General features: G+C 61.4%; 26 protein-coding genes and 1 riboswitch. Of the genes, 10 read left to right on the top strand and 16 right to left on the bottom strand.

Annotation, left to right across the window (positions count from 1 at the left end; genetic code table 11):
* Window positions 1-75: 75 nt before the first annotated feature.
* Window positions 76-429, bottom strand: a complete 354-nt coding sequence (locus tag ACX80C_RS11485) for a MerR family transcriptional regulator (protein WP_459326689.1) — start codon at window positions 427-429, stop codon at window positions 76-78.
* A gap of 230 nt (window positions 430-659) precedes the next feature.
* Between ACX80C_RS11485 and ACX80C_RS11480 the strand changes: the two genes are divergently transcribed.
* Window positions 660-2,183 carry a SulP family inorganic anion transporter gene (locus ACX80C_RS11480; RefSeq protein ID WP_459326603.1) on the top strand — a complete coding sequence of 508 codons (1,524 nt, stop codon included), beginning with the start codon at window positions 660-662 and terminating at the stop codon, window positions 2,181-2,183.
* Window positions 2,184-2,730: 547 nt separating this feature from the next.
* Window positions 2,731-3,123: a hypothetical protein gene (locus ACX80C_RS11475; protein ID WP_459326602.1), complete on the top strand. Its 393-nt coding sequence runs from the start codon at window positions 2,731-2,733 to the stop codon at window positions 3,121-3,123.
* Here the strand turns inward: ACX80C_RS11475 and ACX80C_RS11470 are convergent.
* The 4 genes from ACX80C_RS11470 to ACX80C_RS11455 form a co-directional block, all read right to left on the bottom strand.
* Window positions 3,120-4,298, bottom strand: coding sequence for an MFS transporter (locus ACX80C_RS11470; protein WP_459326601.1), 1,179 nt, complete (start codon window positions 4,296-4,298; stop codon window positions 3,120-3,122). The two genes, ACX80C_RS11475 and ACX80C_RS11470, sit on opposite strands and share 4 nt — an antisense overlap.
* A gap of 77 nt (window positions 4,299-4,375) precedes the next feature.
* Entirely contained in the window at window positions 4,376-5,143 is a 768-nt protein-coding gene (locus ACX80C_RS11465) for a peptidase M56 family protein (protein WP_459326600.1), read from the bottom strand.
* Complete coding sequence (locus ACX80C_RS11460) at window positions 5,140-5,739, bottom strand: RNA polymerase sigma factor (RefSeq protein ID WP_459326599.1); 600 nt, start codon at window positions 5,737-5,739, stop codon at window positions 5,140-5,142. Before ACX80C_RS11460 ends, ACX80C_RS11465 begins: the two co-directional genes overlap by 4 nt.
* A 71-nt stretch (window positions 5,740-5,810) precedes the next feature.
* Window positions 5,811-6,215 (bottom strand): hypothetical protein, encoded by a 405-nt coding sequence (locus ACX80C_RS11455; protein WP_459326598.1) that lies wholly within the window; start codon window positions 6,213-6,215, stop codon window positions 5,811-5,813.
* 96 nt (window positions 6,216-6,311) lie between these two features.
* On the opposite strand from ACX80C_RS11455, the gene ACX80C_RS11450 reads away from it, so the two are divergent.
* A complete protein-coding gene (locus tag ACX80C_RS11450; RefSeq protein WP_459326688.1) occupies window positions 6,312-6,950 on the top strand; it encodes an RNA polymerase sigma factor in 639 nt (212 codons plus the stop codon).
* A complete protein-coding gene (locus ACX80C_RS11445) occupies window positions 6,916-7,980 on the top strand; it encodes a CU044_5270 family protein (protein ID WP_459326597.1) in 1,065 nt (354 codons plus the stop codon). The genes ACX80C_RS11450 and ACX80C_RS11445 overlap by 35 nt, the downstream gene beginning before the upstream one ends.
* Window positions 7,981-8,002: 22 nt before the next feature.
* Here ACX80C_RS11445 and ACX80C_RS11440 read toward each other — a convergent pair whose 3' ends face one another.
* The 4 genes from ACX80C_RS11440 to ACX80C_RS11425 form a co-directional block, all read right to left on the bottom strand.
* On the bottom strand, window positions 8,003-8,788 hold the full coding sequence (locus ACX80C_RS11440; protein WP_459326596.1) for a class I SAM-dependent methyltransferase: 786 nt from the start codon (window positions 8,786-8,788) through the stop codon (window positions 8,003-8,005).
* Between the two features lie 65 nt (window positions 8,789-8,853).
* Window positions 8,854-9,036, bottom strand: coding sequence for a hypothetical protein (locus ACX80C_RS11435; RefSeq protein WP_459326595.1), 183 nt, complete (start codon window positions 9,034-9,036; stop codon window positions 8,854-8,856).
* A 15-nt stretch (window positions 9,037-9,051) separates the two neighbouring features.
* Window positions 9,052-9,834, bottom strand: a complete 783-nt coding sequence (locus ACX80C_RS11430; protein ID WP_459326594.1) for a hypothetical protein — start codon at window positions 9,832-9,834, stop codon at window positions 9,052-9,054.
* A gap of 30 nt (window positions 9,835-9,864) precedes the next feature.
* On the bottom strand, window positions 9,865-10,176 hold the full coding sequence (locus tag ACX80C_RS11425) for a hypothetical protein (RefSeq protein WP_459326593.1): 312 nt from the start codon (window positions 10,174-10,176) through the stop codon (window positions 9,865-9,867).
* A gap of 11 nt (window positions 10,177-10,187) precedes the next feature.
* A riboswitch (SAM riboswitch) is annotated at window positions 10,188-10,308 on the bottom strand.
* 108 nt (window positions 10,309-10,416) lie between these two features.
* Between ACX80C_RS11425 and ACX80C_RS11420 the strand changes: the two genes are divergently transcribed.
* Together ACX80C_RS11420 and ACX80C_RS11415 are read left to right on the top strand one after the other, a co-directional pair.
* Complete coding sequence (locus tag ACX80C_RS11420) at window positions 10,417-10,908, top strand: DUF2975 domain-containing protein (protein WP_459326592.1); 492 nt, start codon at window positions 10,417-10,419, stop codon at window positions 10,906-10,908.
* Window positions 10,908-11,156 (top strand): helix-turn-helix domain-containing protein, encoded by a 249-nt coding sequence (locus ACX80C_RS11415; protein ID WP_459326591.1) that lies wholly within the window; start codon window positions 10,908-10,910, stop codon window positions 11,154-11,156. The genes ACX80C_RS11420 and ACX80C_RS11415 overlap by 1 nt, the downstream gene beginning before the upstream one ends.
* Before the next feature lie 49 nt (window positions 11,157-11,205).
* Here the strand turns inward: ACX80C_RS11415 and ACX80C_RS11410 are convergent, their stop codons facing one another.
* Window positions 11,206-11,628: a GNAT family N-acetyltransferase gene (locus ACX80C_RS11410; protein ID WP_459326590.1), complete on the bottom strand. Its 423-nt coding sequence runs from the start codon at window positions 11,626-11,628 to the stop codon at window positions 11,206-11,208.
* 20 nt (window positions 11,629-11,648) lie between these two features.
* A complete protein-coding gene (locus ACX80C_RS11405) occupies window positions 11,649-12,353 on the bottom strand; it encodes a MerR family transcriptional regulator (RefSeq protein ID WP_459326589.1) in 705 nt (234 codons plus the stop codon).
* 84 nt (window positions 12,354-12,437) lie between these two features.
* Here ACX80C_RS11405 and ACX80C_RS11400 point away from each other — a divergent pair, with 84 nt between their 5' ends.
* Window positions 12,438-12,893 carry a DUF6194 family protein gene (locus ACX80C_RS11400; RefSeq protein ID WP_459326588.1) on the top strand — a complete coding sequence of 152 codons (456 nt, stop codon included), beginning with the start codon at window positions 12,438-12,440 and terminating at the stop codon, window positions 12,891-12,893.
* A gap of 5 nt (window positions 12,894-12,898) precedes the next feature.
* On the opposite strand, the gene ACX80C_RS11395 is transcribed toward ACX80C_RS11400, so the two are convergent.
* The 4 genes from ACX80C_RS11395 to ACX80C_RS11380 form a co-directional block, all read right to left on the bottom strand.
* Window positions 12,899-13,117: a hypothetical protein gene (locus ACX80C_RS11395; protein WP_459326587.1), complete on the bottom strand. Its 219-nt coding sequence runs from the start codon at window positions 13,115-13,117 to the stop codon at window positions 12,899-12,901.
* Between the two features lie 9 nt (window positions 13,118-13,126).
* Window positions 13,127-13,807 carry a response regulator gene (locus ACX80C_RS11390; RefSeq protein WP_459326586.1) on the bottom strand — a complete coding sequence of 227 codons (681 nt, stop codon included), beginning with the start codon at window positions 13,805-13,807 and terminating at the stop codon, window positions 13,127-13,129.
* Complete coding sequence (locus ACX80C_RS11385; RefSeq protein ID WP_459326585.1) at window positions 13,800-15,071, bottom strand: sensor histidine kinase; 1,272 nt, start codon at window positions 15,069-15,071, stop codon at window positions 13,800-13,802. Before ACX80C_RS11385 ends, ACX80C_RS11390 begins: the two co-directional genes overlap by 8 nt.
* A gap of 275 nt (window positions 15,072-15,346) precedes the next feature.
* On the bottom strand, window positions 15,347-16,612 hold the full coding sequence (locus ACX80C_RS11380; protein WP_459326584.1) for a glycosyltransferase 87 family protein: 1,266 nt from the start codon (window positions 16,610-16,612) through the stop codon (window positions 15,347-15,349).
* Between the two features lie 92 nt (window positions 16,613-16,704).
* Here ACX80C_RS11380 and ACX80C_RS11375 point away from each other — a divergent pair, with 92 nt between their 5' ends.
* From ACX80C_RS11375 to ACX80C_RS11365, 3 genes are all read left to right on the top strand, one after another.
* Entirely contained in the window at window positions 16,705-16,860 is a 156-nt protein-coding gene (locus ACX80C_RS11375) for a hypothetical protein (protein WP_459326583.1), read from the top strand.
* A gap of 9 nt (window positions 16,861-16,869) precedes the next feature.
* The gene (locus ACX80C_RS11370; RefSeq protein ID WP_459326582.1) at window positions 16,870-17,160 is read left to right on the top strand and encodes a hypothetical protein; all 291 of its coding nucleotides are present in this window, start codon (window positions 16,870-16,872) and stop codon (window positions 17,158-17,160) included.
* A 109-nt stretch (window positions 17,161-17,269) separates the two neighbouring features.
* Entirely contained in the window at window positions 17,270-17,473 is a 204-nt protein-coding gene (locus ACX80C_RS11365; RefSeq protein ID WP_459326581.1) for a hypothetical protein, read from the top strand.
* A 211-nt stretch (window positions 17,474-17,684) separates the two neighbouring features.
* Here the strand turns inward: ACX80C_RS11365 and ACX80C_RS11360 are convergent, their stop codons facing one another.
* Window positions 17,685-18,305, bottom strand: coding sequence for a class I SAM-dependent methyltransferase (locus tag ACX80C_RS11360; protein WP_459326580.1), 621 nt, complete (start codon window positions 18,303-18,305; stop codon window positions 17,685-17,687).
* Window positions 18,306-18,313 lie beyond the last annotated feature (8 nt).

Here is an 18,313-nt window from a genome sequence, read left to right as displayed (position 1 = left end):
CGCCCTCCGGAAGGACGACGACGGCGCGGCGTAGGGGTCACCTGCAAGTCTGTACGTTGCCGCGCATGAACGGCACTACTTGCGGCCGAGTTCCTCGATGAACTGATCCGCCTGCTTGAGCTTGAGCGCCAGTTTGTCGCGTTTGATCCGTGCTTCTTCGATGTAGCGATCGAGCTTTGTCCGAAGGTCAGGATTCCCGCCTTCCACTGACAGGCGGTCGACAATGTCGAGTAGCTCCACCATTTCCTCCAGTGTGAAGCCCAGAGGCTTCATTGAACGGATCACCAGGAGTCGTTCCAGATCGGACTGGGTAAAGAGACGGAAGCCGCCATCTGTGCGTGTGGTGTCCGGCAGCAGGCCGAGTTCGTCGTAGTGGCGGATGGTTCGCAGGGACAGCCCAGTGGCGTCGGCCAATTCGCCAATGTGCATTGTCTGCCCAGCGTCCAGCGCCGGCTGTCCTTCGGTCTGCGTTTTGCTCACCGTCTCATTCTCCCCGGTTTGCCCCGATTGCAATTCTACCCTCACGTTAGGTTAGAGTTGCTTCGGGTTCCGGCGCCCACCTTCGTGGCCGGTTTTCCTTCCCGCGCAAAGCTGCGCCTCTTTCGATTTCCAATTGATGAGGGCGCAGTGCGCCTCCCTGACCTGTGAACGGAGCTTGAGTGGCTACGACGACTGATGCGCCGAAACCGACGTTGAGCCCCGAGGAGCGGCAGTCTGTACTGCTGACCCTGAAGTCCCCCCGGCTACTGAAGACGGAAGTCCTGGCAGGCCTGGTGGTCGCGCTGGCGCTGATTCCGGAAGCGATCGCGTTCTCGATCATTGCCGGCGTGGATCCGCGGCTGGGGCTGTTCGCCTCCTTCACCATGGCGGTCTCCATCGCATTCCTCGGCGGCAGGCCTGCGATGATCTCCGCCGCGACGGGGGCCATCGCTCTGGTCATCGCTCCGCTCGTGGCAAGCCATGGTGTTGATTACTTCATCGCGGCGGTCATCCTCGGCGGTATCTTCCAAGTGGTCCTGGCCGTCCTTGGCGTCGCGAAACTGATGCGGTTCATTCCCCGCCAGGTCATGGTCGGTTTCGTGAACGCGCTGGCGATTCTGATCTTTATGTCCCAGGTTCCGGAGTTGCTCGGTGTGTCGTGGTTGGTTTACCCACTTACGACGCTGGGTCTGCTCATAGTCTTCGGCCTGCCGCGGTTCACCAGGGTGGTCCCAGCTCCACTGGTCGCCATAGTGGTGCTGACTCTCATCACAGTTCTGGCCTCTATCACCGTACCTACCGTAGGGGACAAGGGTGAGCTTCCCGACAGCCTGCCGTCGCTGTTCGTTCCGAATGTTCCGCTGAACTTCGAGACACTGCAGGTGATCTTTCCGTATGCGCTGGCGGTGGCGTTGGTCGGTCTGCTGGAGTCGCTGATGACGGCCAAGCTGGTCGACGACATCACTGACACCCATTCTGGAAAGACCCGCGAGAGCTGGGGTCAGGGTGCGGCGAATATCATCACTGGGTTTTTCGGTGGGATGGGTGGTTGCGCCATGATCGGCCAGACCATGATCAACGTGAAGGCATCGGGAGCGCGGACCCGTATCTCAACGTTCCTGGCTGGAACGTTCCTGTTGATTCTCGTGGTTGCCCTGGGTGACGTGGTTGCCGTCATTCCGATGGCGGCGCTGGTTGCCGTGATGATCTTCGTGTCCATCGCTACGTTCGACTGGCACAGCATCAAACCGTCCACACTCAGGATGATGCCCAAGAGCGAAACCATCGTGATGGTGGCTACGGTTGTTGCGACCGTGACCACCCACAACCTTGCAATCGGAGTGGGAGTCGGCGTGCTGGCGGCGATGGTGCTCTTCGCGCGCAGGGTTGCGCACTTCGTCACTGTGAAACGGACGCTTGCTGAACTGGACGGTGAGGAAGTTGCGACTTACGTGGTCGATGGTGAGCTGTTCTTTGCGTCGTCGAATGACCTTTACACTCAGTTCGAGTACGCACACGATCCGCAGAGGGTGACCATCGACATGCATGCCTCGCATGTGTGGGATGCATCGACGATCGCGGCCCTCGATGCGGTTACGGAGAAGTATCACCACCACGGCAAGGAGGTCGAGATCATCGGCCTGAATGATGCGAGCGTCACCATGCGCGAACGAATGGCGGGGAAGCTCGGCGCGGGGCACTAAGCTCGTCAGCGCGTTTCACCTGCGAGCTCGATTGCGTTTTCCGCGGCGGCTTGTAGTATCCCCTTAGCGGGTATCGCACCAATCGATTCAACCCGATCACTGCGTCGACGACGGCGATAGCGGCACAAGTCCGGCCGCCAGTAGGGCACCCAATCGATGTCCCCAGGGCGGTCCACAGTTCGTTCGTCGAGTCTGTTGCGGTTCCCCATTCCTGGGCAAGAATAGCCATGTGCCACCGATACCTGATGCCCATCATGCAGCGTTCGAAAAGTTGGTCCTTCGAGCACGCCAACTTTTCGGCTCTGCCGTCGAGGAGAAGCCAATCGCTCCAAACGACCTTCGGCTTCCCTCCTTCCGAACTAGGCAACTATCGATGATCGCCGAGCAATGGCTGATTGTCGATATTTGCAGGCCAGACGCTCCACACCGCCGTGAACGATGGGAACTTGACTGGGACTCCGGCCCGGATGAAGCAATGGGGCTGCTCGAGTGATATTTTGCGGGACAGTTGCTGGCCCCCACCGAAGGCGACGCGCTGGTTGCTCGAGTGATCGCGTTAGTGGGCGACGACGGCGAAGTGACGGTCTCGACGTATGAGGCCGAGTTCGACCGGGTCATCACGGTGGTGCCGCATCGTCACGGCGCGATGCCCTTTGCGGTTCGCATCACCGACGGCTTCGTCGTCGTCATTGATGGGCCGGACCTGGGTTGGTGGACTTTGGGTGGCGACAAAATTGGAAACGACGGCGTGGGGGAGGCGTGGGAAATACTTCAGCACCTGATCGGAAAGGGTGGAATCATCCGCAGTGGACGACGCTCGTGTGAATTCCTCAGCTTCGACGGTGGATGGGTCAGTGGCCCACACCGGGACGGGGTGCGTACGCGCCGGACCAAGGACCGGCACTTCAAGCCCTTCCGCGAGCCGGTCCGGCACCCCTAGTCCTCTATGAAAGCTCGTTCCCAGTCTTGCAACGCCGGCCAGGCAATCAGCGTACAGATAGCGAAAACGATTCCACCCGCGACAAACGGTGCCTCCAGTCCGACAGTGCTCCCAAGAATCCCACCAAGTCCCGCACCGATTGCCAGGCCCGCGAGCGCGAATAGTTTCGACACCGCGTTCACCCTGCCGCGGAGGCCCTCGGGTACCAGCCGTTGCCGTATGGACGCCACGCAGACGCTGTACAGAACGGCGTGCAGGATGTACGCCGCCAACGCGGGTCCTGCTATCCAGGGCGTGTTCGACCAAGCGATGACGAACAGGGTGAGCGAGCCGAGCGCCAGACTCCCCGCTGCCGTAGCGGCATACCCGATCCGACGGCGCAGCGGCACCGCGATAGCCGACCCGGCAAGCCCGCCAAGCGCCGACACCGACAGAAGAACGCCGTAACCTGTCGAATTCAGCCCGAGAATGTCCCGGGCGAATAGAACAAGGATGGAGAAAGGCATCATGTAGGCGATGCTTGCCAGCCCAGAGACGATGGCAAGCGTCCAGAGCAAACGGTGACGCACCAGCCACGAAGCGCCCTCCCTGACCTCCCGGCGCAGTGACGGTGGGTGGTCCCTGAACGGTTTCGGGCGGAACGTGCCGGTGAGTCCGACGAAGAAGAAGGCGGCTGCCGCGTAGGCTCCGCCCGTCACCGCCACCGGTAGCGCAATTGCCGCGGCGAACATCAGTCCACCAATCGGCGGACCGACAAATTCGTCGGCAACCAGTTGTGTTGCCGCTATCTGGCTGTTGGCCTTGTCCAGGTCTTTGGTGCCCACGATAGAGGGAAGGATGGACAGCGCGGCGTTGTCGGTAGCAGTTTCGAGCAAACCGATAAGCGTGAAGACGATGTACAGGGCAAGTATCGACCCGGCCCCGCTGGCGACCAGCAGACCGAGCACTGCCAACAGAACGCCCCTGGCCAGATTGCCGACCCAGAGAATCCATCTTCGGTCCAAACGGTCAACAAACGCGCCGACAGGCAGGACCACAAGGAACCTGGCTCCGGAGTAGACCATCGATAGACCAGCGATCAACAGCGGATCCGAGGTCAGGGCCGTCGCGAGCAGCGGAATGGCAATGAAACTGACGCCGTCACCGAAGTTGGATGCTGCATTACCAGCCCACAACTTCCTATACTCGCGCCCCAACGCCATGGTGCAAGAGCCTACCGAAAAAGTCGGTGTGGTCCGTCAGTGCAAGCAGTTCACCAGGACCCGGCGACGAACTCGCCGATGACCGTTTCGCCGTCGGACTTGTACACGGGCACCGTAGCGGTCTTGCCTTTCATCGACTCCTGCCACGCGAGCGCCTCCTCTGGGCTCGTGAAGTTTCCGCCGCCTGACGCCTCATTGAGTTCGTCGCGGTAGACGTAACCCATCTGACCGTTGGTGGCGAAGACGGACAGGAGGTCGGGCTCACCCTGGTCGTTCGGGCCGCCGTATGTGTGCCCGTTTTCGTTGACCGCCCATTCGGTGGGGGTCTCGTTCACGTACGTCGCCCTGGCGCGGAACTTGACCTCCGGACCGCTGGTTCTGACCTTTGTGGAATGTTGCCCGGGCTGCAACGGCATCGTATAGCCGCCCCATGAGGGTGGGTCAGCTGCGCTGCAGATCGAGGACGCGCCGTCCTCCCAGTACAGGGTGCCGGCGGAGAGGCAGGTGAGCTCGACGAAGATGTGCGTTGCATCCTCGGGAGCCGGTCCGAGCTCGATGCTCGTCGTGCCGGTGTAAACATCTTCGGTGGGCTCGGAGACCTGGGTGACGATATCGGAACCTGGAATGTGGAAGAAGCCCGCCGTCGCAGCACCTGCGCCACCCGCAAGTCCCACAGCCGCGATAACTCCTGCCCCAAACTGCCAACGACGACGACGACGGCGGCCCGCCGGGTGGGACTTCCGGCTCGCCTCGACCCGGCTCACCAGAGTTTCGCGCAGACCGCGGCTGAAGGTTTCGTCAATTCGGAAGCGGTTCATGGCTGTCCTTCCTGGATGGGGTGAAGCACAGCATTGCCGTTCGAGGCCTCAAGGTCTTGCCTGACCCGACGTTTGGCTCGGTGCAGCCGGGCTTTTGCCGCCTCAGGGCTGAGTCGAAGCAAGGGCGCTGCCGCGGATACCGTGTACCCCTCCAGCACCACGAGGGTGACCAACTGGAGATCGAGCGGGTTCAGAGAGCGCAACGCTTCGGACAGTTGCGTACTGACTCCGTCCAGGAGGTTTTGTTCAGCGAAGGTGTCTGCCGCGTCGGGTGCGTGTGGTGTGCGTGGCAGTTTCGCGAGCAGGCGTCGATACCGGTGGATGGACCGCCGGGCGTTGCTGGCGCAGTGAGTGGTTGTCACGAGAAGCCAGGGCAGAACCGACTGGTTGATGAGCGTTACTTTCGTCCGGCGTCGCCATAATTCGAGGAAGGCCGCAGCGGTGACGTCCTCGGCATCGGTCCGGTTGTCGGTGAGGCGGCAGGCATGCCGGTAGACCCGGTCCCTATGCCTGTCGAAGAGCGCTCCGAAGGCCTCGCCATCGCCTTTCCGGCTGCTCTGCCACAGGACCGAATCGTCCTGACCTGGTGTCCCCATACCCTGTAGTGTCCGCGCAACTGCGAAAAGTTGCACGCAATTGGGAATTCAGCGGCGTTGAAGTTACCGCGTCAGGTTGTCGATTCGGCTGCCCGGCTGCGGAGTGCTCCGTGCATCGCCAGCAGAAGCACGCTAGTGGCAAGCCCTGCGACAAGAAGGAGAGGACCGGCGTCGATCAGGTTGAGCATGATTCCCGCGAACCAGTAGCTACTTACCGGTTCAAAAAGTCCTGTATTCGGATCGACGCTCACCTGGTTCGCATAGGCGCCTGCTGCAACTCCCCGCTCGTAACCAAACAGCCACAACGCGCCGAGGATCAGCATCATCGACGTGAGTGACCAGGCAGCCACGAAGTATGGGTTGAAACGCCGCCGTGCGGGCGGTGGCATTTCAGTTGAGGCAGTCGGCACATGGTTTTCTGCGCCGACGTCATAGATGACAATCTGCTCCGGCTCCGACGTCTGGTTAGTCCCCATAACGTGCCACTTTATCCCGTATATCCGGGCTGTGGCCTTCAGCGCTCAGGGTCACGGGTACGCTTCGATGAATCCATCATTGAGCGCCAGAAGGGCATGCTCCGTGAACCCTTCTGCGGCCAGCGGGCAATACATAGTGTGAGCACAGACAACGACATCATCAGGCGGTCCCGCGACAGCCCCGCAGCTTTTGGGAAGTTGTACGACAGACACGCATCAGTCATCTATAGATACGCAGCCAGAAGGGCCGGTGACTTCGCCGCTGACGACGTGACGTCTGAAACTTTCTTGGTCGCGTGGGAACAGTTAGGAACGTACGACCTCAGCCGGGAGGATGCCCGGCCCTGGTTGTTCGGTATCGCCACCAATCTGCTTCGGCGACACCACCGGGCTGAGGCCAAGGTGCTCAAAGCTGCGGCGAAAGCGGCCTCGGATGAGGCCGTGGCCGATGACTCCGACCGCATTGCTGACCGGGTGGACGCCAAGGTGGCCACCGGACGCCTTGCCCGGACCCTCAAGGGTATGACCGCAGTTGATCGGGAAACGTTGCTGCTCTATGCCTGGGCTGACCTGACCTATGAAGGGATCGCCCTGGCAATGCAGGTTCCGGTGGGAACCGTTCGGTCCCGCTTGAACCGCGCACGCAGGGCTATGCGAACCCAACTCAACCTTGAACAACTTGATGAAACGGAGAACGACCATGGACGATTTGCAGCTGCTCCGCGAAATGCGTGACGACATCGGCTCTGTTCCGCCGGCCACTCTGACTCGTGGCCGCAAGAAGGTCATGGCCAAGGTGAGCCCGAATTCGGCCTCGACAACGACCGACACACATACGAAAGGCACTGTCAGCCCGATCCGCTTCCGGCGTCGTGCGCTGATCGTTTCTGCAGCGGCGGCACTGCTTGTGGGCGGCATCGTTGGCGCGGAAGTCATCAGGCCCACCCCCGGGGCAACTGCTGAAGCCGCCGAGGCGCTGCACAACGCTGCAGCAGCAACCAGCCAGACCTCAGACCCGGTGGTGAAGCCCGGCCAATACCTGAAAATCGATACCACGGCCGTGTACTCGATGGGGGTCCTATTGGGCGAGAAGGAGGGAGAACGCCGCACGGTGAGCTGGTTGGATAAGTCCTCCGATCATCTCTACGTCCCGGCTGACCGGACGGACGAATGGATTTGGGACCGCGAAGCCCGGATCCCAACGACATTCTTCAGCGAGGAAGCCGAGGCCGTAGCGGCCAAATACCAGGCAGCGCAGGTGGACGCCGGTGACACAATCAGGACGGGGGAACTATTGCGGGCACCTGCAGGGAACTTCTACGGAGAACCGAGTTCCCTCTTTGCCGATACGCCACTACTGGAAGGCATCAAGAGTCTTCCCCGGGACCCTCAAGCCCTCTTGGACACGATTCGCGAGCGATCCAACCCGGGCAGGTCGGGACGCCAAACGTTAGAAAGCATAGCGGCCGCTTTGAAAACGGGCCCCGTCCCGGCCGACCTTCGAGCTGCACTGTACAAAGCGGCGGCACTCATTCCCGGAGTCACCGTCGTCGACAGGCAAACGAACCTTGACGGCGAGGTAGGGATAGCAATCGGCATTGAGGATCCGGACAAGAGAACCCGGATGGACATCATTATTGAACCTGCGACCGGCCTATTCATCGGAGAACGGGTGGTCACGCTCACAGATGGCGAAACCTTCCCCGCTGGAACCGCGACCGGGTGGACCTCCGTGCGGACTTCCGTGGTGGCTTCGGCGCCTTAGCGGGCTGCAGAAAGCTTGTCGCTCAGAATCGAACGATGCCAGGACGGTCGGTCGCCAGTGTGGTCACCGGCCGTCCAGCTTCGCTGTACACGCTCAAATAGACCGTGAACTCGCCGTCTACAAGAGGATCTGCCCGGATTACTTCGAGACCGGCAGCGTGAGCGAGGTCCGCGAATCCTGTGGGTGTGTGCCAGTGAATTATCCAGTCTCGTCGCACGCGCTCAACCTGCTGTCCGTGGCGGAGTTCGTACACCGTGCGGGTGGTTCGGGTTCGGCGGGTTTCGTCGTAATCCTCAGACTCAACGGTGTAGCGGGCGATACTGCCGGCATAAGTCGTGGCTTGACGGGTCTGGTTAAACTCCTGCTCCGGCGTCCGGTTCGGAATCCAGAGGGGCACCATTGCAACGCCGCCGGGCGCGAGATGACCGGCGATACCCTTGAGTGCCCGGTATGCGGCGTCATCGTCAGGGAGCAGGTTGAACGTCGGCCCCGCCAGATAGATGGCTCGATACGTTCGAGGAAGAGCCAGATCTTCCATGGCCTGGCAGTAGGTAACAATGTGCAGGTTCTGTGCCTCAGCTCGAGCATTGCAGCGGTTGAGCATGTCCTGCGATGAATCGACGCCCTCGATATCGATGCTTTGCCGGACCAACTCAAGGAAGGGCCCATCGTCACCGCACCCAAGCTCGAGCGCTGGCTGGCCGGTTTGCCTGACGAACTCGAGGTAGCGGCCGGCGTCGAAAGTGGTCCCGCGCAAGGCGCTATAGACGTCGGGAACAATACCGGTATAGAAATCGGAGGCACTCACGCCAGCGATCCTTTCACGGCGAGCGCCGCAGATACGATGCCGGCAGGTGCAGTGTTCCGCCGGCTTTAGCCCGATTGTGAGGTTCCATCCGCGACCACCATCTCCAGCGCAAGCGAAATCCTGCGCGACGACGGCACTTCCGGCATACTAGCCGGGCGTGTTTTCAACCCGGCCGACGGCGGTCCGAGCGTCGTCGCAATCGGGGGTGACGCCGTCGTCGTCGATTTGTCCCGGACGTTCCCGACCATGCGGGCGCTGTGCCGTCAGTCAACCGGCCGATTGACGGCGTCGGCGTCCCACGTGAGGTCTGCACCCTCGCGGATGATGAGGGCTTCGATCTTCGGGTTCCGGCACAGCGCGGATACGAGTTGGAGGCTGCCGGCGACGATCGTGGAGTCGAAGTCGATTTCGGTTACCAGCACCCAAGCGTGGTCGTCGGGCCAGATGATGCTGGGAGATTGTGGGTCCCAGGTGTGGCTTATCCAGGGTGCCTTCGAGGGCCAGTCGGGGGTTGCGAATTCTGTTGCTCCGGCGTCGAACAGAAGGTATTCCCGCTGCGGCAGTTCAAGTTCTGCGTTTCCCGCTCCAATAGTCAGCCCGCCCCAGCCACCCCAGACGGCGGCCGCGCCGTCGTCTGGTGTACTTGTGTGCTCCGCGAGGTGCGCAGCGGCTAACGCGAGGATTTCGGCGTCGAGATTTCCCATCGTCGGGCGGGAAAAGCGCCAACCGGTGGGGTCGATCTCTTCCGAGTAGTAGAGGTCCTCTGCTCGGTTCAGTCTGTGGAACTGCGCCACTGCGTGCATCTCGGTGCCGAAAGCGTCAGCCGTTTGTTGCCACGTCACGGTTTCCGTTTCGAGGTCCATCAAGTTTTCGGGTTTGTAGCCGTGCCAGGTCTTCGTCTCGGCAGGGCGGTACCGCGAGGCCGGGTGGAAGATGCGGGCGTAGGCCTGGAATCCGCGCGGGACCACGGCGTGCATGTCATTCGAAGACCAGTCCACACGCTCTTTGAGCCATGCTCCGCGCTCGCCGTCCGGGATCCATTCCATCCGCTCAGCCTAAACTCTTGTGCCGCGTGCTCACGCCGGCTCCAGGTCGCGAACCTCTCGCAGTTCCTCCGTAGCCACTGCAGGACAGGCAGCCAACAGCGGCACCTCTACCCGCAGCCCATCGCGCCGCCCGAGCGAAGCAATCCGCACTACGAGCATCTCCGCGAAAGAATCCCATTCCGGCCGGCACACGCTCCGCCGCAGCACCGCGTCCAACGAATGGATGTCCGCAACCCAGCGGCGCTCCCACTGGCCGTCAACGCGAAACTCGATGGCGCCGTCGTACACGTCAAGAATGGGGAAAACTGCAGGCAGACAGTCGTCTGAAGGGGTGGGGCTCACGGCGCGTCCTTCGGTTGCTCTTGCCTGCGCCGGAGCCCATCAGGGCGGCGAAGGCCACTTCCTCATCCGAACCACCCGTGAACATGGGGTTGGTGTGCGGCCAGTCGGAGCTTGGCACCGCAACTCTTGAAGCTGAACCGATTATAACGACGGCAACGGCCTCAGCACGAGAATGTTGCGCTTGCTGACGCCTATCGTTTAACGATAGATTCTTAACGTAAGTCAATCGAAGGAGTTCCGATGGGAAAGCTGACCATCCTCGCATCACGGATCGTGATTGCGATGGTGCTGGCCGGTTCGCTGTTTGTGCAGTTGTGGATGGTGCCGCTGATTTCAACGGATCTGGAAGAAGCCGGCGTGCCGACCGGACTGCGGATCACGTTCAACGCGATTATCGTGTTTGGCATCGTCACGGTTCAGATCACGGCGCTGTGTGTATGGAAATTGCTCACGATGGTCCGCCACAACACCGTCTTCTCGAAGGCCGCATTCCGATACGTCGACATCATCTTCTGGGCGATTGCGGCTGCCGCGGTCCTCATGTTCGGGCTTGCTGTTCTGCTGGCGCTTGGTGAAATTGCGCCAGGGATCGTGCTGCTGATCTGCGGTGCATCTCTGATGATCGGCGGGGTGGCGCTGATCGTTCTGGTGATGCGGACCCTGCTTGCACAGGCCGTTGCCCGCGATGCTGAAGCGAAGCACCTGCGGACCGAACTCGATGAGGTGATCTAGTGCCCATCATCGTCGATATCGACGTCATGTTGGCCAAACGGAGGATGCCCGTCGGTGCCCTTGCCGACCGGATCGGCATCACGCCAGCCAACCTGGCGGTACTGAAGAACGGCCGCGCCAAGGCCGTCCGGTTCACTACACTCGAAGCGCTGTGCGAGGTGCTCGACTGCCAGCCCGGCGACATTCTGCGCTGGGAGCCTGGACTAGCCAACGACGACGGCGCCCGGCTTGAGCAGGAAAACGCCTAGTCTCGCGCGCCCCTTAGGGTGACTGCTTCCCGGAAGCGGACGCCGAACCTCAGTCAAAACGAACGAACGCCCGAAGCGCGCCACCATTGAAGTCGCCGGTTTCCGCATATCCAAGGGATTCGTAGAACGCCTTCTGCTTCGGCTCGTCATCGGTAAGCAGCACTTTCTGCCGGACGTGCGGATACTGTTCGAGGGCAGCGGTTACCAGGTTCTTCCCAATGCCGAGCCTCTGATGGGAAGGACAAACGAGGACGTCCTGCAGGTAGCAGATCGACGCGTTATCCGAGATCGCCCTGGCCAGCCCAACCAACTCGGAGCCTTGCGTAGCTGCCACCAGTAGGGAAGACCCAAGCAGGGCCGCACGCAGCTTCTCGGGTTCTTCGGTGTACGCCCGCCAGCCCACAGATTCGTAGAGCGCCAGCACTCTTTCAAACTCAAAATCCGATGCGTTAGCGATCGCGATGGTGGCCATGGTCCATCCAAACACGACGCTCAGTCCCGGACAGCGCCAACAAGGGTAAGCAGTGCGTCCAACTCAGACGATGCTGCCAGCATTGCCCGGGACCGGAAGTCGATATCGGCTTCGCGCCGCGCCAGGATCGCTGCAAGGTCGTCCAACCTTTTCCCTTCACGGATGTGCGGCATGAGCTCCTGCAAAGTGTCGATCCGGTATCCGGCGCTGCGCAGCTGATGAACAATCCGCGCATCCCGGATTACCGACGGCGTATATTGGCGAGCACCCCGCGGGGGTAGCCGGACAGGAGTGATGAGGTACTCCGCCTCCCAGTGCCGCAACGTTGAGGTTCGGATTCCAAGTGCGCCCGCGAGTTCTGCGACGGTCATCGAATCGCGGTGGACGCCGTCGTCGATATGTTCTCCCGAGATGGCTGCCACGGCTGCCCTCGTTGCGCGGCACCCAACCCGCTCCCCGAGAATCCGGCTATGCGCCACATCGAGTAGCTCAAGCACTTCGTGTACCGGGCCAAAATGGACCGTGCGCATAAGCCGCTTGCCTTCAACCGGGCCCACAGCGGCCGCCAAGGCACGGTACGCCAGCGCCGATTTCAGGTGGACCTCCGTGTACTGCCGATAACCCGCCCGCGTTCTGGTGCTGGACGGCAATACCCCATCCCGTTCAAGGTTGCGGATGAGCTGAACCGAGCAGCCCACGCGGCGGGCGACGTCGATAGTTCGCATACTACAAATGTAGACTTTCACCCCCTGATATCAGGCACAGCGCAGGAGAACCCTCCATAAGCACTTCAATGACAGGCTTGATGGATGGACATCGATGAAGTGATCACACTGGTCAAATCGTTCGACGGTGCGGCAGCCTTCACCGTCTCCGAAGGCGACGGATCGCCGGAACTCGCCTGGGGCGACACCTTCTTCTACTACGCGCCCAACGGGAAGATGCCGCAGGCAACACAGCCCTTCGCCACGATAGTGACGAAGAACTATCCCGAGGACGCGGCGTCGCGCCTGGACCGGCCGGGAATCTTCAGGGTGAATATCGCTGCAGGCAGATCAGCGTTCGAGAGTTACACAGCGGCACAGGCATCTGAAACGAACGACGACGCCGGCCGCCTGGACGTCCTCATGGCTCACCCCGTCTACGGTTCGCTGGGCTGGCTGTGTGTGCTCAATCCGGGTACGCGGACCAGCGGCGCAACAAGTGAGCTCCTTCGTGAGGCTTACGGCCTGGCGCGGAAACGCTACGAGCGCCGCAACGGCTGACCTGCCTAACGGGGATGCTGCCGGGCATCCGTCTCAAGGATTTGCCGGGCCAGTTCGCGGGCAACCGCCAACTGGTCCGGCGTGCGGCAGCGGCTCACGACGTCGGACTCGGGCGGACGCTCCTCAAAACCATTGGCCTGGCGTTTCTTCACCGTGCGTCTCACCAGCAGGGCTGCGATAACGACGGCGACAATCGCCAGGGCGATGTAAAGAACTTCCCCCATGGCCGCCACCTAACCCAACAGCCTGTGCTCGTGCGCGAACGCGATTAGTTGCACGCGGGTGCGTAGGTCGAGCTTGTCCAGCACGTTGCGCAGGTGAGTTTTGATGGTGGCCTCAGAGACGAACAGGCTTTCGGCCATCTCGCTGTTGCTGAGTCCCTTCGCCGCCAGGAGGAAGACTTCGCCTTCGCGTCCGGATAGGGAATCAAGCACCGACAAGTCCGGGCCCGCGGCGGGGATGGTCCGTGCGGCATGTTCGAAGAGGGAGTGGATGGAGCCCGGCGCAATGACTGAATAGCCGGAGTGCACGGTTCGGATGGCGGCGAGCAGGAACTCGGGTTCCGCGCTCTTGAGCAGGTAGCCGCTGGCGCCGGCGTGCACGGCGTCGACTACTGCCTGGTCGCGGTTGAACGTGGTGAGCGCGATGATCTTCGGCAGCTCTGTCCCGGCAGATTTGGCACGGTCGACGATCTGCCGGGTCGCCGTAACCCCATCGAGTACGGGCATCCGCAGGTCCATGAGCAGGACATCCGGTGTGTTCTCGGCCGCCAGGACAACCGCTTCCTCCCCGTTGATCGCTTCGCCGACAAAGAACATGTCTTGCTGGCTTTCGATGAGCATGCGGATGCCTGCGCGGAACAGGTCCTGGTCATCAACCAGGGCAACGGAGATACGGGATCCGTGGTCAGTCATTGTCACGGCTCGCCCCGTCGTTCACGCTTCGCTCCTGCTTCGGGTAGGGGATGTAGGCGGTGACCCGGAAGTGCTCACCATCGGGACCGGCAGTCACCCAACCACCGGCGAGGTGAGCCCGTTCCCGCATCCCGGGCAGGCCACGCCCAACGCGATCCTCCTCTTCGTCCGGCTCGGCCGCGGCGTCAGCTTCCACGATGGTCGAAGCGACGTGCACGGTGAGGCCTGGCCCGCTCCAGTCTAGGTGCAGCCTCACATCCGTATCCCGTCCACCGTGTTTGAGCGCGTTCGTCAGGGACTCCTGCACTATCCGGTAGATGGCGACCTGCTGACCGTCGGTGAGATCCTGGCGTGCACCGGATTCGCCGAACTCAATCTTGAGTCCGCCGGTCCGCATTTCCTCGACGAGCGCTTCCAGGTCGTTCAGTTGCGGCTGGGGGTGGGCATCGTCGTCGTTCTCGCCGCCCTCGATGACGCGCTGGGCGTCCAGAAGCGCGCTGCGGGCCGAGCGCGCGATGCTCTCCAAAGCTTCGGTGACCGACCCCGGGAGACCCTTGTTGAGGTAACGGATACCGTCCGCCTGTGCGGAAATAACGGTCAGTGAGTGAGCGAGAACGTCATGAAGATCCCTCGAAATCCTCGACCGTTCCTGCTCGACCACCAGATTGACCTCAGCTTCTTGAAGCCCGCGCTGGGCGGTGGCGCGAGCCTGAAAGAGGGAATCTCTTTCCAGGAACAGCGCCAGCAAGAGCCCGACGGCGGCACACCCGCCGGCGATCAGGAGCAGGAGGGCGAAGAGTTGCCACCCGAATTGGCTGAACGTAACGGAATCACCGTAACCGAGATCGGGGAACCAGCCGACGCCGCCGCCGTAGCGCCACGACAACATGAGCACGGTCATCAGCGCAGCGAAGACCACGTTCAGCCCCACGGCGATCATCCGGGTCCTCCTGTTGGCGACCCACAGGGTGAATCCCAGCGCGATGAACGCACCGACGTAGATGGCCCAGTGGTTCGAGTAAGGAGCGGGAATCAGGTGGAACAGCTGGCCGAGAAGCAACGCCGCCGTGATCGCCAGGGAAGCGTAGGGAACCCAAACCGACAGCGCTATCGCGAAGGTCATCAGGACCAGCGGCAATGCTCCCGACCAGAGTGTGAACGCGCCATTCATCCGGCCTGCTTCGGCGATGCACCAGAGGATGAAGAAAACTACTGCCACGCCTGGTGCGCCCCAGCGGCGAAAATGATTCAGAGACCGTTCCATGCTTGTCACGATAGCTACGCTCAGCTCCGTGAAAGGGCGGTTCCGTGCAAGCTCCACCCTGAAGCTTGCAGATTTCATCTTTCGGGTTGAGGGATCGATGCGTCGTGCAGGCTCGCGGTGTGCGACATTGAGTGCATGATCACGCTTCTGCGAAGAGCTGCGCCGGGTTTGGCTGCCTTGCTTTTCGCCACTTTGGCCTGGGCGGTTTGGTTTCTTGCGGGAACCGGCGCCGTCGGACGCTCCAGTGAGGTGCGCTTCGCTGACCAGCGGTAAAGCTACGGGCGGAATGTAACCGGCGTTCTCGCCCCAACGCTGGGGGTCGCCACGCTACGAGGCATTGCAGCCCAGTAAGCGAGGGCAACAAGAGACTGAATGAGCCCGGTTCCCGAAATCACCTCAAGATGCATGGGTCCCTGTCCACTGGTACTTCCGTTCAGGAGCAGTGTGAGAGTCATTGAGGACATCATGAATGTAGGCAACATGATGACGGCAAGTCCAAGTCCGACGGCGCGTGCCCAGCCCGTGCGGCGACGTGCTGTGACGTACAGTGCGGGAATGATGAGGGCAATCCAGACCCAGTGGTGAAACCACGAGATGGGTGAGATCGCGAGCATAACGATGGCGTTGGCACTGATCGCGGCTATCACGTCTCCGTAGGAGTCCGCTTTTCGGATGGCGATGAATCCGACCGCGATGAGTGCCGCACACAGCAGAAGCCAGATCACCCGATGCAGGTCTTCGGGAGTGTGCAGGTGCGCAAGCAGCGAGTTGATCGACACGTTATACATGTCGTCTGTGTCTCCGACGCGTTCAGGGTTCAGGAGCGCATCGAGCCAGAATGCGCCGCTGCCAACGGGAAGCACAAGCCAGCCAATTGCAATGGTGCCCGCGAAGGTCGCGCCCATGGTGAGGATTGACCGCCAGTCCCCGCGGGCCAGGAAGATCAACCCGAATGCCAGAGGCGTGAGTTTGATACCGGCAGCCAAACCGATGAGGGCGCCGCGAGGAATCCGCGATGGTGGCCGGACCAGGTCGACAACGATCAGGAGCATGATGATCGAGTTGATCTGCCCGAATCCGAGGCCTTCGCGCCATGGCCCTGTTATTCCGATCAGGAGCGTTGCCAGTGCAACAGCCAGCAGCTTGCCCGAGGTTCCCGCTAGTGATCCCATCGAACCGCTCTTACCGAGGTAGTTGACCACAATGAATGAGATCGCGACGAGGCATGCGCAGGAAATGAGTGTCATCAACGTCAGTCCTGCTGAACCCGGTATCAGCGCCAGGGGTGTGAAGAGGAGCGCTGCAAACGGAGGATAGGTGAACGGCAGCCCCTTGCTGGCGGTATCAACCGCGACCGGGTCATATAGCTGGGTGCCGCCGGCTTCCAGCAAAGTCACTGCACCCTGGCGATAAACATGGAAGTCGAGGCCGTGGATTTTTGCGATCATAATGACCGCGATCAGCCCAAGAACTACTGCTGCGAGGGAGCCGATGATTGAAAGACGACGCAGACCACGAGCACGCAACAGTTGATCCCCCATGTAGCCAGCCTATGGTGATCGGCCGCCAGCGCTTAATCCAGCGGCGTGTCACTGGCATCCCGGAAAACCGGCGAACAAAGTACGGTTGAAGCATGGACGTCTCCGCATTGAACTCGATCGTCATGCTGGTCTTGATCGCCGCCGTGTTCTTTTACGTTCTACACGGCGTCATCCGCTCAGCGGTTCGCGATGGAATCAAGATGGCACGCGAGGAAGAGCAGCCCGAATCCAAACGGGCTGAACTTTAGGACGTTCGAATGGATGTTGCTGGCCAGATCGCGGGTGTGCTCTCGCTGTTGTTCGTGGCGGCGATAGTGGTTGCAGTTCTTGTCCGCGTGATTCGGGCCGTCCATCAGCGGAAAGCGGGACGCCTTCGCGAGGAGCTTGGAGGGCCGCTGATGGGTGCGGTCGCTGTCGAGTCCAGGGCTTCCGGATTTCACCCGAGCACTCCTTCCGCAACTGAGCATCCGACACGTCCGGATAGCCAATCTACGTATCCAACCGACGACGACGGCGTCTCCCCGCCAAGTGGGCCTCCTCGGCACTAGGGTCGTTGGTCTATCCGTCTTTGTGGGTGGTCGACGGGACCCGAACGGCACCAACGATTGACCGATAGCGCTCCCGCCTTTTGAAGTCGTCGTAAGTCCAAATCGCAGGATGGCCGACTTCGGCGCAGAGGTGCAGAAGCTGGCCGCCCTTGAGGTAGATTGCGACATGAGCGCCCCAGGCATCGTGAGTCTTGTTGAACAGGACAAGGTCGAGAGCCAACAACTCCTCGAGCAACGGGTGTTCCAACGTTCGATCCGCCCAGAGCTCATCCGATCGATGTGGGAACACGGGCCGTCCAAAGTGCGCCAGTAGCGCATAGGCGTATCGCTGGCAGTTTGCGCCGTCGGATATATCGCGCGGGGAGGCGGCTTGTGGGTGTTGTTCGGCGTTGTAAGGAACAGTCCAAAGCCATGCGGGCCCCCCGTCGTCGGCGGTGTTCAAGAGTTCCAGCGCGTCTCGGTCCATGGAAGCCAAACTGTCACGCCTTCAACGGAGTCGTAGAGGTTCTGCGCACAGCACGTCGTTAGGCGAGGATGAAGATGCCGTCGGGCCCAGCAGACGCACTTCGAACGCCTGCCTTCGCGAAGACGCTGACTGACCAGGGCGAGTCAGCGCTGTAGGGTGCGAGGTGCCAATCGCCGAAACGATTTTGAAGGCTGAGCTCGCCGCCTGCAGCGAGCGCGTCCTGATCGGCGGGACCGCCCCGTGCTCCCGCCGTCGTGCCCATGACGAAGGAGCCACCGGGCTTCAACAAGTCGGCAACAACAGCGAAAGCGTCCCGCAATTCTACAGCTGTAAGGAATGCGGGCACGTTGCCCGCCATCAGTACGACATCAAAGGAGCCGGGCCTGCCCAGCTGGTCCGGGGGAAGTGCCTCCAACGACATGCACCGAAACCAGGTCGAGTCGTAGAGATCATTCGCTACGTTCAGAACGGCCGTGGTCGGATCTATCCCATACGCTTCATGCCCGCGATGACGCAGCGCGTTGACGGCGGAACCGACGCCGCAACCAACATCGAGGATCCGAGCGTTTCGTGGGCTCAGCATGTCAACGAAACGCGCATCGACGGACAGGTCTGCATCTGCCTCGATCAGATGGCGCATCTTCGTCGCGTAGGCATCGTAATTTGGGCTCTGGCGCATGGGATAAG

Source organism: Arthrobacter tecti (assembly GCF_054511355.1).
Note: the sequence above shows the minus strand (reverse complement) of the source record. Positions and strands in the feature narration are given on the sequence as shown.

What these genes read in the sequence shown, in the direction of transcription:
- ACX80C_RS11485 (WP_459326689.1), bottom strand. Translation starts at nt 429, where the DNA reads ATGCACATTGGCGAATTGGCCGACGCCACTGGGCTGTCCCTGCGAACC.
- ACX80C_RS11465 (WP_459326600.1), bottom strand. Translation starts at nt 5,143, where the DNA reads ATGAACCGCTTCCGAATTGACGAAACCTTCAGCCGCGGTCTGCGCGAA.
- ACX80C_RS11460 (WP_459326599.1), bottom strand. Translation starts at nt 5,739, where the DNA reads ATGGGGACACCAGGTCAGGACGATTCGGTCCTGTGGCAGAGCAGCCGG.
- ACX80C_RS11455 (WP_459326598.1), bottom strand. Translation starts at nt 6,215, where the DNA reads ATGGGGACTAACCAGACGTCGGAGCCGGAGCAGATTGTCATCTATGAC.
- ACX80C_RS11450 (WP_459326688.1), top strand. Translation starts at nt 6,312, where the DNA reads ATGCTCCGTGAACCCTTCTGCGGCCAGCGGGCAATACATAGTGTGAGC.
- ACX80C_RS11445 (WP_459326597.1), top strand. Translation starts at nt 6,916, where the DNA reads ATGGACGATTTGCAGCTGCTCCGCGAAATGCGTGACGACATCGGCTCT.
- ACX80C_RS11435 (WP_459326595.1), bottom strand. Translation starts at nt 9,036, where the DNA reads ATGGTCGGGAACGTCCGGGACAAATCGACGACGACGGCGTCACCCCCG.
- ACX80C_RS11430 (WP_459326594.1), bottom strand. Translation starts at nt 9,834, where the DNA reads ATGGAATGGATCCCGGACGGCGAGCGCGGAGCATGGCTCAAAGAGCGT.
- ACX80C_RS11420 (WP_459326592.1), top strand. Translation starts at nt 10,417, where the DNA reads ATGGGAAAGCTGACCATCCTCGCATCACGGATCGTGATTGCGATGGTG.
- ACX80C_RS11410 (WP_459326590.1), bottom strand. Translation starts at nt 11,628, where the DNA reads ATGGCCACCATCGCGATCGCTAACGCATCGGATTTTGAGTTTGAAAGA.
- ACX80C_RS11405 (WP_459326589.1), bottom strand. Translation starts at nt 12,353, where the DNA reads ATGCGAACTATCGACGTCGCCCGCCGCGTGGGCTGCTCGGTTCAGCTC.
- ACX80C_RS11400 (WP_459326588.1), top strand. Translation starts at nt 12,438, where the DNA reads ATGGACATCGATGAAGTGATCACACTGGTCAAATCGTTCGACGGTGCG.
- ACX80C_RS11395 (WP_459326587.1), bottom strand. Translation starts at nt 13,117, where the DNA reads ATGGGGGAAGTTCTTTACATCGCCCTGGCGATTGTCGCCGTCGTTATC.
- ACX80C_RS11390 (WP_459326586.1), bottom strand. Translation starts at nt 13,807, where the DNA reads ATGACTGACCACGGATCCCGTATCTCCGTTGCCCTGGTTGATGACCAG.
- ACX80C_RS11385 (WP_459326585.1), bottom strand. Translation starts at nt 15,071, where the DNA reads ATGGAACGGTCTCTGAATCATTTTCGCCGCTGGGGCGCACCAGGCGTG.
- ACX80C_RS11380 (WP_459326584.1), bottom strand. Translation starts at nt 16,612, where the DNA reads ATGGGGGATCAACTGTTGCGTGCTCGTGGTCTGCGTCGTCTTTCAATC.
- ACX80C_RS11375 (WP_459326583.1), top strand. Translation starts at nt 16,705, where the DNA reads ATGGACGTCTCCGCATTGAACTCGATCGTCATGCTGGTCTTGATCGCC.
- ACX80C_RS11370 (WP_459326582.1), top strand. Translation starts at nt 16,870, where the DNA reads ATGGATGTTGCTGGCCAGATCGCGGGTGTGCTCTCGCTGTTGTTCGTG.
- ACX80C_RS11365 (WP_459326581.1), top strand. Translation starts at nt 17,270, where the DNA reads ATGGCCGACTTCGGCGCAGAGGTGCAGAAGCTGGCCGCCCTTGAGGTA.
- ACX80C_RS11360 (WP_459326580.1), bottom strand. Translation starts at nt 18,305, where the DNA reads ATGCGCCAGAGCCCAAATTACGATGCCTACGCGACGAAGATGCGCCAT.